This window comes from Rhodococcus sp. NPDC057014, assembly GCF_042673295.1.
Lineage (GTDB): Bacteria > Actinomycetota > Actinomycetes > Mycobacteriales > Mycobacteriaceae > Rhodococcus_F.
In genome coordinates this window covers 1-15,699 of record NZ_JBHUSF010000211.1, presented here as the reverse complement: position 1 = coordinate 15,699, position 15,699 = coordinate 1, and the positions used below count along the sequence as shown (strand labels likewise).

The 15,699-nt window shown below is 67.2% G+C and carries 15 protein-coding genes; 8 read left to right on the top strand and 7 right to left on the bottom strand.

The window, feature by feature from the left end; all coding sequences use genetic code 11:
* Positions 1-315: 315 nt before the first annotated feature.
* Positions 316-2,382: an FUSC family protein gene (locus ACFTZB_RS30785; RefSeq protein WP_378437248.1), complete on the bottom strand. Its 2,067-nt coding sequence runs from the start codon at positions 2,380-2,382 to the stop codon at positions 316-318.
* A gap of 413 nt (positions 2,383-2,795) precedes the next feature.
* The gene (locus tag ACFTZB_RS30780; protein ID WP_378437246.1) at positions 2,796-3,467 is read right to left on the bottom strand and encodes a M23 family metallopeptidase; all 672 of its coding nucleotides are present in this window, start codon (positions 3,465-3,467) and stop codon (positions 2,796-2,798) included.
* A 177-nt stretch (positions 3,468-3,644) separates the two neighbouring features.
* Between ACFTZB_RS30780 and ACFTZB_RS30775 the strand changes: the two genes are divergently transcribed.
* The 3 genes from ACFTZB_RS30775 (at position 3,645) to ACFTZB_RS30765 (ending at position 6,122) form a co-directional block, all read left to right on the top strand.
* Positions 3,645-3,899 carry a hypothetical protein gene (locus tag ACFTZB_RS30775; protein ID WP_378437243.1) on the top strand — a complete coding sequence of 85 codons (255 nt, stop codon included), beginning with the start codon at positions 3,645-3,647 and terminating at the stop codon, positions 3,897-3,899.
* Positions 3,900-4,333: 434 nt separating this feature from the next.
* Positions 4,334-4,762: a hypothetical protein gene (locus ACFTZB_RS30770; RefSeq protein WP_378437241.1), complete on the top strand. Its 429-nt coding sequence runs from the start codon at positions 4,334-4,336 to the stop codon at positions 4,760-4,762.
* 115 nt (positions 4,763-4,877) lie between these two features.
* Positions 4,878-6,122, top strand: a complete 1,245-nt coding sequence (locus tag ACFTZB_RS30765; RefSeq protein ID WP_378437239.1) for a cation:proton antiporter — start codon at positions 4,878-4,880, stop codon at positions 6,120-6,122.
* A 119-nt stretch (positions 6,123-6,241) separates the two neighbouring features.
* Here the strand turns inward: ACFTZB_RS30765 and ACFTZB_RS30760 are convergent, their stop codons facing one another.
* From ACFTZB_RS30760 to ACFTZB_RS30745, 4 genes are all read right to left on the bottom strand, one after another.
* Positions 6,242-6,388: a hypothetical protein gene (locus tag ACFTZB_RS30760; RefSeq protein ID WP_378437237.1), complete on the bottom strand. Its 147-nt coding sequence runs from the start codon at positions 6,386-6,388 to the stop codon at positions 6,242-6,244.
* 154 nt (positions 6,389-6,542) lie between these two features.
* Positions 6,543-7,859, bottom strand: a complete 1,317-nt coding sequence (locus ACFTZB_RS30755; RefSeq protein WP_378437235.1) for a hemolysin family protein — start codon at positions 7,857-7,859, stop codon at positions 6,543-6,545.
* 621 nt (positions 7,860-8,480) lie between these two features.
* The gene (locus tag ACFTZB_RS30750) at positions 8,481-9,467 is read right to left on the bottom strand and encodes an arabinofuranosidase (protein ID WP_378437233.1); all 987 of its coding nucleotides are present in this window, start codon (positions 9,465-9,467) and stop codon (positions 8,481-8,483) included.
* Between the two features lie 85 nt (positions 9,468-9,552).
* Positions 9,553-10,716 carry a sensor histidine kinase gene (locus ACFTZB_RS30745; protein WP_378437231.1) on the bottom strand — a complete coding sequence of 388 codons (1,164 nt, stop codon included), beginning with the start codon at positions 10,714-10,716 and terminating at the stop codon, positions 9,553-9,555.
* A gap of 46 nt (positions 10,717-10,762) precedes the next feature.
* Here ACFTZB_RS30745 and ACFTZB_RS30740 point away from each other — a divergent pair, with 46 nt between their 5' ends.
* The 5 genes from ACFTZB_RS30740 to ACFTZB_RS30720 all read left to right on the top strand — a co-directional run bounded on the left by ACFTZB_RS30740 (position 10,763) and on the right by ACFTZB_RS30720 (position 15,199).
* The gene (locus tag ACFTZB_RS30740) at positions 10,763-11,530 is read left to right on the top strand and encodes a TSUP family transporter (RefSeq protein WP_378437229.1); all 768 of its coding nucleotides are present in this window, start codon (positions 10,763-10,765) and stop codon (positions 11,528-11,530) included.
* Positions 11,531-11,552: 22 nt separating this feature from the next.
* Positions 11,553-13,073 (top strand): TldD/PmbA family protein, encoded by a 1,521-nt coding sequence (locus ACFTZB_RS30735; protein WP_378437227.1) that lies wholly within the window; start codon positions 11,553-11,555, stop codon positions 13,071-13,073.
* Entirely contained in the window at positions 13,070-14,431 is a 1,362-nt protein-coding gene (locus ACFTZB_RS30730; RefSeq protein WP_378437225.1) for a metallopeptidase TldD-related protein, read from the top strand. Before ACFTZB_RS30735 ends, ACFTZB_RS30730 begins: the two co-directional genes overlap by 4 nt.
* 217 nt (positions 14,432-14,648) lie before the next feature.
* Positions 14,649-14,855 (top strand): hypothetical protein, encoded by a 207-nt coding sequence (locus ACFTZB_RS30725; RefSeq protein ID WP_378437223.1) that lies wholly within the window; start codon positions 14,649-14,651, stop codon positions 14,853-14,855.
* The gene (locus tag ACFTZB_RS30720) at positions 14,852-15,199 is read left to right on the top strand and encodes an ANTAR domain-containing protein (protein ID WP_378437221.1); all 348 of its coding nucleotides are present in this window, start codon (positions 14,852-14,854) and stop codon (positions 15,197-15,199) included. The genes ACFTZB_RS30725 and ACFTZB_RS30720 overlap by 4 nt, the downstream gene beginning before the upstream one ends.
* Here ACFTZB_RS30720 and ACFTZB_RS30715 read toward each other — a convergent pair.
* A partial coding sequence (locus tag ACFTZB_RS30715; RefSeq protein WP_378437219.1) for a DUF418 domain-containing protein occupies positions 15,168-15,699 on the bottom strand: 532 nt, incomplete at its 5' end. The genes ACFTZB_RS30720 and ACFTZB_RS30715 overlap by 32 nt on opposite strands.

Sequence of the window (15,699 nt, the reverse complement as noted above, 5' to 3'; positions counted from 1 at the left end):
GTCCTTCCTACCGCGACGTCGTCCTCGAACATCCCGAAATTGACGTCACCAAGGGAATGAAGAGTGTTGGTGTCATGTGGCCCAGCCGAAAAGACGCCGCCGCAGCGGCGGCCGCCAACGTGCTGCCGGATTGAGTCGACAGCAACGACCCACTGACACTCCTGCCGATCCGATCGTGTAGCCGCCGAGACCTGTCATGGTGTTCGGCGCGATCGGAATCTAGCCGTTCGGCGCGGGCGTCGAGTCCCCGGCAAGTCGCCGCTTCGCCCTTCGACTGGCATGATGTGTGCTTCGGACGGGTTGCGCACGACGCCATCAGACACGCGTCAATGCCTCCCCCATCGTGCGGTTGAGCGTGCTGAGCGAGCGGACGGCACTGCGAACCGGCCCGGGTGTGGTGGTCGACTGCAGCAGGACGTCGGGTGCCGAGGTTTCGGTGAGTTTCTCTGGAGGCTCGACGTGCTCGCCGGCGAGTGCGCGTTTGACGTCGGCGACGGTTGCCTTGGTGACGTCGGCTGCTTGGCGCAACGCCGTCACGGTCCCCTGCGACGGCTCGCTGTCCGGTTCGCTGCGAGAGGCGCTGACCCCCGCTCGGGCGAGTGCATGAGACGATCGATTGCCGGCCGTCATGATCCGCAACAACCGTTTCGCTCCCCGACGGGTCCGCGTCGTCGGTCCCATTTCCAATGGTTTACCCGCCGTGACAAGGTCTTTCAGCGCGTTGTCCAGCTTCCGGATGTCGGCGACGAGGTCAGATTCGCGGCCCGGTTGGACGACGGCTCCGATAGCGGTGTCGATGATGGCAGTCATCTGATCGAGGTAGTCGTCGATCTTCGAGATCAGCGTCGATCTCGTTCCGGTGGAGAAGATGAAGGACGCGGCAGCTATTCCGACGATTCCCCCGGCCACCGTTTCGTAGATGCGCAATTCGAGTACCTCGATGCTGAACGTGCCAAGCAACCCATACAGCATCGCAAGCATGACGGTGACGAAGAAGGAGAGCAATGCGTAGGCAACCGTGACGAGGTAGAACGCAAAGAATACACAGACAACGAGCAGGAGCAGCTGCAATGGCTGGTTGTTTCCGACCAACGCGGACAGCAATACTCCTGCAAGAACTCCCGCGATGGTGCCGACGACACGGTGGCCTGCGCGCGAGAGAATCTCACCGCGGGTAGACGCTCCGGTGAAAACGAGGAAGGACGTCAGGACCGCCCAGTACCAGCGGTCGGGCGAGATGAGCTCACCGAGAATCGTTGCAGCGCTGGTCGCGACGGCTACCTGGATCGCTGCTTTGGTGCTCGGATTCCATCCGGTGTCCGCCTCTTCGGCCTCGTCCGGTTTCGTCCTCGGCTCGGATTCTGTTCGCAGGGCATTGTTGGTGATGTGATGGATCGCGATGTGTGCTTGCACTGCTCGCATCGCGACAATGGTCGCAATGCCCTTCGGAGTCGACGGATCGGACCTGTCTGCGGCCGCGGTGGCGAGGCGTCGGGCAGCGCCGAGTTGGTCGTCCGACGGATTGTTCTGCAGGCACGATCCCAGCGCCGTGGTTGCCTGCCCCAGCGCATTCGGCCACGACGTGTTCGGGTCGAGAGTCCACAGCGCGCTGACGAGTTGTTCGGTAGCGATTTGCGCGTCGAAGACACGAGCGGACAGATCATCGTTCGTGACGCTCAGGAGCTGAGCTGCATCGTTGCGGTCGAGCCAGTCGTCGATCATCAGCGCGGTGCTTCCGAGCCGGTCGAGTTTCTTGCGGAGGAGATCGAGGTTCCGATCACCCCTGCGCGACGCCACCTCCAGCACGTCGATCGACGCGGCCCGCAGCGCCCGAACCAACCGTGTGACTTCGAGCCCGGGCCGGTCCGGCAGGATCACTGTACGGACGAGGAGCGAGATACCGACGCCGGCGACGATGGACACGGCGAGGATGGGAATCTGCCCAGGCTCGGCCCGAAGGAAGAGCGCGAAGAAGTAGCAGATGAACGCGACCATCCCGAGAGCCGTCCCTCGCGGGCCGTAGCGCCGCACCCAGACGGCCGCGAAGAGCACCGCGATGAAGCCCACATCGGCGACCTTCCCGAACTGCGACAGCACCGCGGACATCGACACCGCTGCGATTGCAGGGAACACGAGCAGCAGCGTCGTGATCACCCTGCTGTGCTGATCCCTGTCCTTGACCGCCGCCGAGGACTGCATCGCGACGACCGTCCCGAGCAGCGCGACGGTAAGTGGCTGTCCGATCACGTTGGTGCTCGGTAGCAGCACGACCATCGCGAGCACGACGGTGATCGTCGTGGCGGTTGCGGCACGGAGCCGCAGCCTCCCGGGATCGGAGACCGCGAGAAAACGGACCGTCTCCTGTGCGAACCGAAAAGCCATTCACCGATTGTGCGCCTTCGGCCCCCGCGCATCCGTCATGACACTGTGCCGTGGCGGGGGCGGACCGGCCTCGACGGACGCCGACACGCTGTACGCCCTCTCCTGCGCCGGCAGGGCCATCCACCGTCCACGAGCTCTCCACTCGGCGTGATACGGCCGCATACGAGTAGCACCAGCACCGTGCCCCGATTCGGTGTCGGACATGATTGGTCCCGGCCGCGGCGGGTACGCCCACAGTGCACCCACACCCGGGACCTTGCGATGGCGATCGACCCCGTCTCTCACGGCACGGGCCAAGCCCCGGTCTGCCACAGTTCAAGGACCGCATCGGACGAACTCAGTTGTCCCGCAGAGTCATTTCGGCGCTTCGTGGTGGCGGCGCCGTTGTGAACGGACTACCGCCGAGGCGTGTTCTAGTCGGCTCCCCAGGTCACCGAGACGCCGCGGTCGCGCAGCCACTGGCTCGGGTCGAGCCGGTTGCCGCCCGCGTCCGAGACCTCGAAGTGCAGGTGTGGACCGGTCGACTGACCACGGTTGCCGACGGTGGCGATCTGCTGACCCGCCACGACCCGCTGGCCGACGTTGACGACGAACTCGTTGATGTGTCCGTAGACGCTGACGTCGCCATCGTCGTGGCGCACTCGCACCCACAGCCCGAAACCGGAGGCCGGGCCTGCGGAGATGACCTCACCGTCGGCCGCGGACCGGATCGGGGTGCCGATCGGGGCCGCGATATCGATGCCGCCGTGGTGCGAACCCCAGCGCGGGCCGTAGCCCGAGGACAGCGTCCCGGACACCGGCTGCACGGCGCGGACCTCGAGCGGAGCGGGGCTGCCCGGGTTGACCTGCCCGGGCGTGCCGGGCACGGGCGGGGCCGCCGGGATGTCGGGCAGCTCGATCGCGGGCAGCTGAACACCGGCCGGCAGCAGGCCAGGCGGAATCTCGAGCGGGCGGGCGGCCGCGGACCCGGTGCCGAACTGCGCGCCGCCGATCAGGATGGCACCCGTCGCCGCGGCGACGGTCGCGATCTTCACGCGGCGGGTGATGGAATGTGAACGATTTGCCGTCCTGCGGTGTTTCGCCACAGTGCCTTACCTCGTCTTCGTTGGCTGGTCCGCGCCCATGAGATGCGCGGCCTCGGACCCCCGTCGAGAAGGAAAGTAACAAAACGGTTTCGACGGCGCAATCGTTATCTAATCGATACTTAAACATGATCTTGATCAGAGTATGCCGACGTCAGAGGGCTGGAGCAGTAATCACGGATGGATAACGACATCAGGATCACCGGCCCCGAATACCCCGCCGAGCAGGGCCCGCAGGACCGGGAAACCGGTGGCGTCCTGGACATTTGCGGGACCGGCACGGAAGAGGGGGACCGCGCGATAACACGCCGCAACCTGGTGCAGGCGGCTTCATTGCCGCACGCAAGCAGGCGCGCCACCGCTTTCATCGAATGTGACGAACACCACAGCAGATCCCGGGCGGGTGGGTCGCAGAAGGAAATGACGTTCGCGTAGCGCCTGGTCAGCGAGTAGACGGAAGAATCGACTCCTCGGCGCACATCACATCGATCAGACAGCCCACCCACACGATCAGCACGATCAACCCGAGATACGGCACCGCAACTCCACCCCCTGTGTTTGACCGGCGGACGACACCACCGGCCGGACTGTTCGTCCCCGAACCGGCTGCCGGTGGTACGGACCTCGCAGGACAGCCCGTCCGCGGGATTCGCCCACGCCGCCCTCGCGCTCGGTGCACCGTCTCGCCGACAGGAAGGCCACCGCGTCCTCCACGGTGAACCGATCCGCCTCCCCCGCCCGGTCGCCCGTGCCGGCCACGACCAGTCTCCCGACCCACACGTGCCGCGAAGTGCCGCCGTCGCCGGCTGACCGGAGGACTATGAACTCCGCCGGAACACTTCACACGTTGCCCAGGAAGGGAAACGGTCATGTCCGAGGAATCTCTGGTCAAACGCGATGCGGCACAAGGGTCCGCGAGAGGTGGGGCGGTCCTGCTCGTCACCGTCGGCGTCCTCGAAGTGCTCCAGGGCCTGTCCGCAATCGCCAAGGACGAGGTGGTCGTCACCGGAATCGACTACACCTACCAATTCGACCTCACCGCATGGGGATGGACCCACCTGATTATCGGTGCGATCGTCACCGCCGCCGGGATCGCCCTGTTCACCGGCACCACCCGGGCGAGACGGAGCGCCATGGTGGTGTGTGCGGTCTCGATCGTCGTCAACTTCCTCTGGTTGCCCTACTACCCCATGTGGGCGATCACGATCATCGCCCTCAACGCCGTCGTGATCTGGGCCGTCGCAACCTGGCACCCCGACAAGAACCGAGCCCCACGACCCTCTCCACCGGCAAGATGAACAGCCGAGCGAACACTGGACAACGAACACTGCGACAAGCACGAACGGAGCACGGGCGGCCGACGACACTACCTCGCGGCACCACGACGTCGACCGGGTGTGAGGGGTGGCCCTCATGACGTGGGCGCTGCCCGCGATCGCAGTGGTCCTGCTCGGCTACGCCGCAGTCTCCGGACGTGTCGCCGGCACCCCGATCACCGCCCCGATCGTCTTCACCATCAGCGGGCTTCTGCTCGGCGTCGAGGCGGCCGGCGTGGTCGATGTGCACGCCACCGCCGAGATCGTCAAACTGCTCGCCGAGGTGACCTTGGCGTTGGTGCTGTTCTCCGACGCCGCACATGTCGACCTGGCCGAACTCCGCACCGAGATCTCCTTGCCCGCGCGGCTTCTCGGCATCGGTCTGCCGCTGACTATCGCGGCCGGATTCGGTGCCGCCGCGATCGTGCTCGGCGATCTCGCCTGGCCCGAGGCGTTGCTGCTCGCGGTGATTCTTGCACCCACCGACGCCGCACTCGGTCAGGCCGTGGTCACCCTCCCGGTGCTGCCGATGCGGATTCGTCAGGGCTTGAACGTCGAAAGTGGGCTCAACGACGGTATCTGCGTGCCGCTGTTCCTGATCGTGCTCGCGATCGCGCAGGCCGACGCGGGCACGATCGGCGGCGGTGCGGCCGCGCGTCTGGTCACCGAGCAGATCGGATACGGGATGGCGGCCGGGTGCGGGGCAGGGGTACTCGCCGCCGCGGTCCTGGTGACCTCCATTCGGCGCCGCCCCCTCGATCCGCTGTGGGCGCACACCGTGCCGGTGACCGCAGCCCTGCTCGCCTACACCGCCGCCGTGCCGCTGGGCGGTTCCGGATTCATCGCCGCGTTCGTCGGCGGACTGACCTTCGGCGCACTCCGGCGCCGCGCCGACGTCGACGACGGCAACGCCGGGCACATGATCGACGAGGCCGGTGACCTGTTCAGCGCCGTGACCTTCATCGTCTTCGGCGCCGTGCTGCTCGGTCCCGCCCTCGGCCGTATCTCCCCGGCCGTGCTCGGGTACGCAGTCGTGAGCCTGACCGTCGTCCGGATGATTCCCGTCGCGCTGTCCCTGATCGGCACGCACCCACGCGCCCCGACCGTGGCCTTCCTCGGCTGGTTCGGGCCCCGCGGCCTCGCCACCATCGTCTTCGCCATCCTCATTGTCGAAGAACCGGGCGAGCTACCCCACGAAGAACTACTCCTGACCACCGCGGTGATCACGATCGCGCTCTCCGTCCTGACCCACGGACTCACCGCCGCCCCCCTCGCCGCCCACTACGCCACCCGGTCCCGCACCCACCCCCAGCCGGAGAACCGACCCGCCCCAGGCACGTGAAGGTGATCAAATGCCGACACTCCGACGAGCCCTCCCACCGGACCCGTTCGATCACCGCGAGCAGCAGACGAGCGTCCGCCGCCCACTCCGATCCCGTTCCGTACTCGACCGGCGACGCGTCAGCGAGCGGTCGGGGTGTTCGGCCGGCGATCGTCGGCGAACATGGCCTCGACCCGAGCCTTGATCTCGGCGGTGCTCATCGCACCGGGCCGCCGCCACGGTCGGGATGTGGGCACGGGAATCGACGGGGTCGAGGGTATCGCCATGAGAATTCTGCCTTCGTCACTCGGGTATCGGGCCGCCACCGCGGCGGTCGCGTGGGCCGTCCAGCATCCACGCATATGTGTGATCTGCTTCACACGACGTGGCGTTACATGCACCATCCCCCACCACCGCAGCCGCCTCGCCGCCCCCGGGCAGTCATCGTCGCTGCGGCGTGGTCCCCACCTCCGGTGCTGGCCGGGCCGGCCAGGGGAAGGTGACACGCAGGCGGGAGATGCGGCGCCCGTCAAGAGCACTGACGGTGAGTTCGGCGCCGTCGACGGTGACGGTGTCGCCGAGTTGTGGCAGGCGTTCGAGCCGGTGCAGTACGAACCCCGCCACCGTCTCGTAGGGACCGTCGGGCACCGCGATCCCGGTGTCCCGCTCGAAGTCCTCGGCGATCAACAGACCGTCCACGCTCCGCGGGCGCCGCGACGGGACGTCCACGGGGTGTCGGGCGTCGAATTCGTCCCCGATCTCCCCGACCACCTCCTCGACGATGTCTTCGAGCGTGACGATGCCCGCGGTCCCGCCGTATTCGTCGACGACAATCGCGATCTGGAGATTGTCGCGACGCATCTCGGACAGGGCCGCCAACGCCGGCTTGGACGTGGGAAGCTGCGGGACGGGCCTGCTCATGTCGGCCACCGTGGTCACCACGTGTTCGTCGGCGAGGAGCAGATCACGCAGATGGACGAATCCGACGACGTCGTCGAACGAGGTGCCGGTGACCGGATACCGGGAGTGACCGCGCTCCAATGCCAGCTGCCGCGCCATGGCGAGTGAGGTGTCCCCGGGTAGGAAATCGACATCGGTGCGCGGCCGCATCACCTCCACGAGTGAGCGTTGCCCGGCGTCGAAAACCTCGGCCAGGATGCGGCGTTCACCGTCGGCGAGTGCGGTGTGCCCGAGGAGGAGATCGCGCAGCTCCTCGTGGGTGATGGCCTCGCTCTTCGCTCTCGGGTCCCCACCGAACAGCCGCACCAGCGCGTCGGTGGACACCGACAGCAGCCAGATCACCGGACGCATCACGGTGGCGAACCGGTCCAGGGGCGGAGCGGTCAGCAAGGAGACTTCGGTGGCACGTTGCAGCGCAATCCTTTTGGGCACGAGCTCTCCCAGGATCAGGGACAGGTACGCGATCACCAGGGTGGTGGAAACCAGTGCAACCGTCGCGGCGACCCCGTGCGGCAGTCCCCAGGTTTCCAGGGCGGGCACCAGGGCCGGTGCGATGGTGGAGGCGCCGTAGGCGGCAGACAGAAATCCCGCCACAGTGACCCCGATCTGCACCGCCGAAAGGAATCGGTTCGGGTCCCGGGCCAGGGCGGCGGTGCGGGCGCCGCGTACCCCGCGCCGCTCCAGGTTGCGGAGCTGGCCCTCACGCAGCGAGACCAAGGCGATTTCGGTGGCGGCGAACACGCCACCGACCAGCACGAAGAGCAGTACGAGCCCGATGTTGGCCGCCGTGGTGTTCATCGCGGCCGCCCGAGTCGACGCGGCCCGGGTCTGTGACGGTGGCCCATGTCCCTTCTCCCGATACGGAGTCCTCGATCGGCGGTGGACAACAGCCTACGGGATAAACGGACAAATTGGACACCTCTCTCGCGAGGGTCGACGAGGCCGCAGCCGCAACTCGCTACAAACCACACTGGACTTCCGGGATGAGGAAGTGGTCAGGCATCGGCCGGCTTCTTCGACGGCGTTGGCGTCCCCGGGGAAGAACATCTGTATGTCCGGCCAGACAGTGATCTGCCGGGCTGATTGATCCACGCTGACGAGCGGTGCCCCGAGCACACTGGGTGCGTTCGCCGTCAGCGCTTGACCCGCCGCCGGCGCCTAAACCCCACACTCCGTGGGAGCGCGAGCCATCGCTTCTTCTGAACTCCATGGCGATCGGGTAGTAATTGTCGAACGGCACGGATCCCGCGCCCATCTGTTCGCCTCCCCGACCTCACGCCGTGATTGGTAGATGACACGGAGATCGCACCGTCGCGGAATCTTGGAGATCAAGTGCCGGTGGCGGCCGAATGCGGCGATCGTCCTCCGTCTGATCGGACTCAACCGTTCGCTGACGCCGTGACCCTCACCGAGTCGTCGTTATGCCGGCTCCGTCATCACGCCGACATGGCGCGCCGTCCCGGAAAGTGCCGGAAGCTCCTGCACGGGCGACCACGTGCGCAGCCCGTCCGTGCTGTCGGAATAGAGATACTTACCTTCGGTATAGGCGTCGAGATAGATCCGCCAGGCGCCGTTCGGCAACTGAACCACAGCCGGCCCCTCCACCAGCGAGCCCCAATCTCCAGGCGGGACGAATGAATAGGGTCCAGTCACCGAGGACGCGACCGCATGCTCGACGACCTTCTTCGTCTCGTTCTTGGTAAACGCATGATAGGTCGATCCCACCTTCACCACCGTGGTGTCGATGTGGTCCGCGCCGATCCCGGCGAGCGGAACAGGCGGGCTCCACAACCTGAGCGATGGTTCCAGCGCCGTCATCAGATACGGCACGAATCCTCCACCGGTCGACAGGGATAGGATGACGTTGACGCGGTCGCCGTCCACGAACCATTCGGGCGCCCAGGCTTTGGTGACGAATGGCGACAGCGACGGTCCGTCCTTGAACCCGGCCGACCCCGAGAAGCCCGGCGGGCTCTCGAAACCGGTGCCATCCCCGGTGCCTGGCATGAAGGCGCAGCAGAACGGAACCGGGTAGTTCCCCAGGGGAGTCCAGTTGATGCGGTCACTACTGCGTGCGAAGCCGATATTCGCCCCGCCGCCTGTTGTGTAGGTGACGTAATACAACCCGTCTGTGTTCCGGAAGATGCTCGGGTCACGTACGAGCCCTGACGGGGGCCGAAACGACGACAGCCGTAGGGGTTCGAACCCCGTGCCGTCCCCCGACTCGTATACATCCATGTCGCGGTCGCTGTCGTTGCTGAACGCCACCATCGTGTATCGCCAGGCCGGTGGTGCGGCGGCGCTGCTCCCCGGGGTCGCGACCAGCATGGCCGCGACAGCGAGCATCACCAGCGACATGGCCGAAGAACAGGTCCGTTTGGTCAGCATCACCGGTGCAGTATCCATGACTGCAGGCGCACCATGCGTAACTTTGGCCGCAGGCGCTGCTAGGTCTTGAAACACGGCCGTACGCAGATGGTGACCGGGCCGCTCAGTCCTCCAGCTCGAGTGGGAGTTCCGCGGTGACCCGCCAACTCCCGTCGGTCTGCCGTCCCGCCTCGAGCGTGCCGTGCAACACGGCGACCCGCTCCCGCATCCCGAGCAGCCCGTTGCCCGACCCGAGCGAGAACTGTCCGGACGCGTTGCCGTTGTCGGTGATCTCGACGAGGACATCCGTCTCGCGGCGCCGCACCCGAACCTTGGCACGCGGGCGTTCGCCGGCGTGCCGGAGGACGTTGGTCAGCGATTCCTGAACCAGCCGGTGGACGCCGAGGCTGACCGCCGGGCTGATGTCGTCCAACTCCCCCGTCAGCTCGAGTTCCACGGGCAGGCCGGCGCTGCGCATCATGTCGACCACCCGGGCGAGACCGGCCGTGCCGTGCTGGGGCATGTCGTCGGTCGCCGGTTCGGTGCGGAGCAGCGACACGGTGCGCCGCAGTTCCGCTAGTGCCTCCCGCCCGGTGCTCGCGATGTTGGTCAGTGCCTGCTTCGCGATGTCGGGATTGCTCTTCAGGGCGTAGGACGCGCCGTCGGCCTGCACGATCATCACACTCACCGCGTGTGCGACCACGTCGTGCAGTTCTCGGGCGATCCGCGTCCGCTCGGCGGCCACCGCGTCCTCGGCGCGTCGATCCCGGTCGTAGTCCGCGACGACGAGGCGAGCCGCGACCTCTTCGTCGTAGGCGCGACGGGCGCCGAGGAATTCCGCGGTGATCCAGGACAGCGCGAACACGAGCACCGAGTACAGTCCGGCTGCCAGCAGTTCCTGCTCCAGCAACCAGATCGACAGTACGGAGTCGACGACCAGGCCCACCGCGTAGACCGCGGCGGTGCGGCGGTCGACGTAGGCGACGAGCGTGTAGAGGGCGACGGCGAGGGCCAGCAGGCCGGGGTGCTCGGCGTCGAGGTCGCCGATGGAATAGCTGATGAAGGTGATCGTGATCGACATCACCAGCACGGCGCCTGCCGCCACCCGCGGATACCTGCGGCGCCACGCAATCGGCAGGCACAGCAGGAAACCCATCACCAGCTGCACCCACGGCGAGCGGTCGCCCGACGCGGTGAACACGAACACCTCGAGGGTGAACAGGATCGCCGCCAACATCGAGTCCGCAACCGTCGGCTTGCCCCGCAGCCACAGACTGAACCTCCTCATGTGCTCAGCGTAAGTACCTCGCGGCGCGTGTGGTTGAGTCGGCACCATGAATGTGGGTGACTGGGCGCTTCTTCTCACCGCCGCGACGGCTGCCGGGTGGGTGGACGCTGTCGTCGGCGGCGGCGGGCTGATCCTCATTCCCGCACTGTTTCTCGTCGCACCCCAGCTGACGCCGCAGGCGGCACTGGCCACCAACAAGCTCACCGCGTTCACCGGCACGTCCGCCGCCGTCGTCACGTTTGCGCGCCGCATCCCCATGAACTGGCGGCTGCTGGTTCCCGCCGGTGTGCTCGCGGCGGTGACGTCCGCGCTCGGCGCCGCAACGGTGTCGCACATCGACAAGGACGTCTTCATCCCACTCATCATGGCGGTGCTCGTCGGGGTCGCCGTGTTCGTGACCATCCGTCCGCAACTCGGGACGACGCTGGCGAAGGATCCGCCGACCCGACGGAAGGTCGTCGCCGTCGTCCTGCTCTCCGCCGGGCTCCTCGGTTTCTACGACGGCCTGTTCGGTCCGGGCACCGGGACGTTCCTCATCATCAGTTTCGCCACGTTCCTCGGCACGGAATTCGTGCGCAGCGCCGCGATGGCGAAGGTGATCAATCTCGGATCGAATCTCGGTGCGCTGGTGTTCTTCGCCGCCACCGGCCACGTGCTGTGGGCGCTCGGTTTGAGCATGGCGGTCTGCAACGTGATCGGAGCGATCACCGGTTCGCGGATGGCGCTGAGCAAGGGTGCCGGTTTCGTCCGGATCACCCTGCTGATCGTGGTGATCGCCATGGTGATCCGGTTGGGTTGGCAGCAATTCGGGTGATCGACCGACTACGGTGGTCCAGGTGACGGCTCCACGACAGGTTGATCCGGAATTCCTTGCCCTTCCGCTGCGTTCGCTGGCGGACGCCGCGCTCGCCGCCGCCCGCGCCGCGGGTGCGTCGCACGCCGACCTACGGGTACACCGACTGACCAGCCAGTCCCTGCGGCTCCGCGACGGCGAGGTGCAGTCGGCGGTCGACACGGACGAACTCGGGTTCGCGGTCCGGGTGGTCGTCGACGGCACGTGGGGTTTCGCCTCGCATGCCGAGCTGACCCCCGCGACCGCCGCCGCCACCGCGGAACAGGCCGTCGCCGTCGCCCGGGCGCTGCGCGGGCTGAACCGGGAACACGTCGAACTCGCGGACGAGCCGGTGCACTCGGACGTGCGCTGGGTGTCCGACTACGACGTCGACCCGTTCGACATCCCCGCGTCGGAGAAGATCTCGCTGCTGGGCGAATACTCCCGCTGGCTGCTCGCCTCCGACGGGGTCGACCACGTCACCGCGGGATGCCTGCAGGTGAAGGAGCAGACGTTCTACGCCGACCTCGCCGGGTCCTCCATCGTGCAGCAGCGGGTGCGGTTACATCCGCAACTCGAAGCGACCACCGTCGACCAGTCGGCAGGCGTGTTCGAGACGATGCGCACTCTCGCTCCCCCCGCCGGCCGCGGATGGGAATACGTCGCCGGCGACGGGGTGTGGAACTGGACCGACGAACTCGCCCGCATCCCGGACCTGCTCGCCGAGAAGGTGAAGGCCCCCAGCGTGGTGGCCGGCCCCACCGATCTGGTGATCGACCCGACCAACCTGTGGTTGACGATCCACGAGTCCATCGGGCACGCCACGGAGTACGACCGGGCCATCGGCTACGAGGCCGCCTACGCCGGCACGTCGTTCGCCACGCCCGACAAGCTCGGCACGCTGCGCTACGGGACACCGATCATGCATGTGACCGCCGACCGGACCGAGCGGCACGGCCTCGCCACGGTCGGGTACGACGACGACGGCGTCGAGACGCAGTCGTGGGACCTGGTCGCCGACGGGATTCTCGTCGGCTACCAACTCGACCGGGCGTTCGCGCCCCGGCTCGGGCTGGAGCGGTCGAACGGCTGCTCGTACGCCGACTCGCCGCACCACGTCCCGATCCAGCGGATGGCGAACGTGTCGTTGCAGCCCGATCCCGACACCGACCGCAGCACCGAGGACCTGATCTCCGGCGTGGAGGACGGCATCTACGTGGTGGGCGACAAGTCCTGGTCGATCGACATGCAGCGCTACAACTTCCAGTTCACCGGCCAGCGGTTCTATCGCATCCGCGGCGGCAAGCTCGACGGGCAACTCCGCGACGTCGCCTACCAGGCGACCACCACCGACTTCTGGGGTTCGATGGACGCCGTCGGCGGCCGGTCCACCTGGCAGCTCGGAGGCGCCTTCAACTGCGGCAAGGCACAGCCCGGTCAGGTCGCAGCCGTCAGCCACGGCTGCCCGTCGGCGCTGTTCCGCGGCGTCAACGTACTGAACACTCGGACGGAAGGCGGCCGATGATCGCACCGCAGCAACTCGTCGAGCAGGTCCTCGCCCGGGCCACCGTGGACGAAACCATCGTGATCGTCACCGATGCCAGCGAGGCGTCGCTGCGGTGGGCGGGCAACTCGATGACCACCAACGGCGTGTCCACCTCGCGCAGTTGGACGGTCATCTCCATCGTCCGGTCCGGGCAGGACGCCAGGGTCGGGATCGTCACCTCCGCGTCCGTCGACGTCGCCGACATCGACGGAGTGGTCCGATCGGCCGAAATCTCGGCCCGCGCAGCGACACCGGCGTCCGACGCGATGCCCCTGCTCACCGGAACCGGCACCGACGAGCGCTGGGGGGATTCGGCGCAGCGCACCGAGATCGGCGCGTTCGAACAACTCGCCCAGGATCTGAGCATGGGCTTCGACGGCGCCGATCAGCTCTACGGTTTCGCGCACCATCAGCTGCACACCACGTGGCTGGGCACGTCGACGGGAATCCGCCGCCGATTCGTCCAGCCGACCGGGTCGGTCGAGATCAACGGCAAGCGCGGCGACGCCAGCGCCTGGGTGGGCACCAGCACCAAGGACTTCACCGATGTGGCCGGCGTGAAGTTGCTCGAGGACCTGTCGACGCGCCTGGATTGGGCCGGTAACCGGGTGGAGTTGCCCGCGGGCCGGTATGAGACGATCCTGCCGCCGTCCGCGGTCGCGGACCTCATGATCTACCTCATGTGGACCATGGAGGGCAGGGCCGCGGAAGAGGGACATTCGGCCCTGTCGGCACCGGGGGGCACCCGCATCGGGGAGAAGCTCGGTGCACTCCCCCTCACCCTCTATTCCGATCCGGCCGCGCTCGGCCTGGAGTACGCGCCGTTCGTGATCGCCGGGTCGTCGTCCGAGTCGGTGTCCGTCTTCGACAACGGGATGGACGCGGGCCGGGTCGACTGGATCCGTGACGGCACCGTCGGTGCGCTCGCGTACCCGCGGTCGGCGGCGGAGGAGTTCGGCGCCGAGGCGACCGTGCCCGGTGACAACCTGATCCTCGACGCCGGCGGTTCGGTGTCGCTCGACCAGATGGTGGCCGAGACCGAACGCGGGTTGCTGCTGACCACCCTCTGGTACATCCGGGAGGTCGACCCCGCCACACTGCTGCTCACGGGATTGACGCGGGACGGCGTCTACCTCGTCGAGAACGGGAAGGTCACGGGTGCCGTGAACAATTTCCGCTTCAACGAGAGCCCCCTCGACCTACTGCGGAGGGTCACGCAGGCCGGCGCCACCGAGCGGACCCTGCCCCGCGAGTGGAAGGACTGGTTCACGCGGACCGCGATGCCGTCGCTGCGGGTGCCGGACTTCCACATGTCTTCGGTCAGCAAGGCACTGTGAGGGCGCGATTTCTATGCGGACGCTCGTCTAGGTGACAGGCCGTGAGCTTTCCGTTATAAATGCTGCAGACATCACGTATATGAGATTTCTCACTCCAGAGACGTTTCGCCGCGGATGTCATATTCAGGTCTCCAGAGAACGGGACCGAAACTCCCGCATCGCCGCGTGGCCGACGCATGCGCCGAGTCCGCCCGTGCACGTCCGACAAGGAGGTTTCATGCACTCCGATACCCGCATCCGCGAAGCACTCCACGGCCACACCAAGGTCACGAGACGGTTCGCGCTCGCCGACGTGGCACTGACGACGTTCGTCTGCCTCGTCTGCGCCACCGGAATAGGCATCATCACCGGTTCAGTTCTCGCCGCCGTGACGGGGGGACTGATCGTCGTCCTCGCCACGGCGCTGATGGTGGCGGCGGTATGACCGCGCCGAGCATTCAGCGACGTACCACAATCCAGGAGATCCCCGTGTCGAACGACGTCCTCGAGGCTGCACCGCCTGCCCATTCGCTTTCGCACCGCCACCCGGACGGGCGCGAGGTCCTCGCCACCGCGAAGGGCATCCTCATCGCCACCCGCGGATACGGCGACGCCGAGGCGTTCGAGGAATTGCTCGACGTCTCCCGCCATCACCACGTCAGCGTGTTGCGGGCAGCGAAGTCGCTGGTGGAACTGGCGACTCGGCGACAGCCGTGCCCGTCCGTGACGACGCCGGCACCGCCGTACGCTCTCGAGTTCACGGAATGGACGACGCTGCTGGCGCGGTGACGTCCTCCCGGTCCGCCCGGGTGAGCCGCTGGTAGCCCCGATGTGTGAGCCATTCGAGCGGCCCACGATCGAATCGCCGCAACCATAGGCGCGACACGACGATCAGCGTCGCCGAGACGGCACCGAACAGTGCGAGCGTCGCCGGAACCACGGTGGTGCCGTCCAATCTGGCCGCGAGGCCGAATCCCCAGCCGTAGCAGACGATCGAGCACAGAACGTTCTGCAGCACATAGCAACTGAGCGCGGTGCGGCCGACGCCCGAGAGTGCCCGGCCGGGCACGCCGGGTGCACGACCGTCGGCGTAGCGGTGCGCGATCGCGGCGAATAGTCCCAACGCGACGATCGGCGCGGTGCCGTACCTGCCGAGGATCAGGCCCGCGTCTCCGCCGAACAGTCCGAGCGCGAAGTCGAGCGGGAGGGCGATCGCCAGGCCGGCGATCATGAGGCGGCGCCGCAGCGCGCCACGGTCCGGGTCGAGGACGCGCGCACCGTAGAGGTGC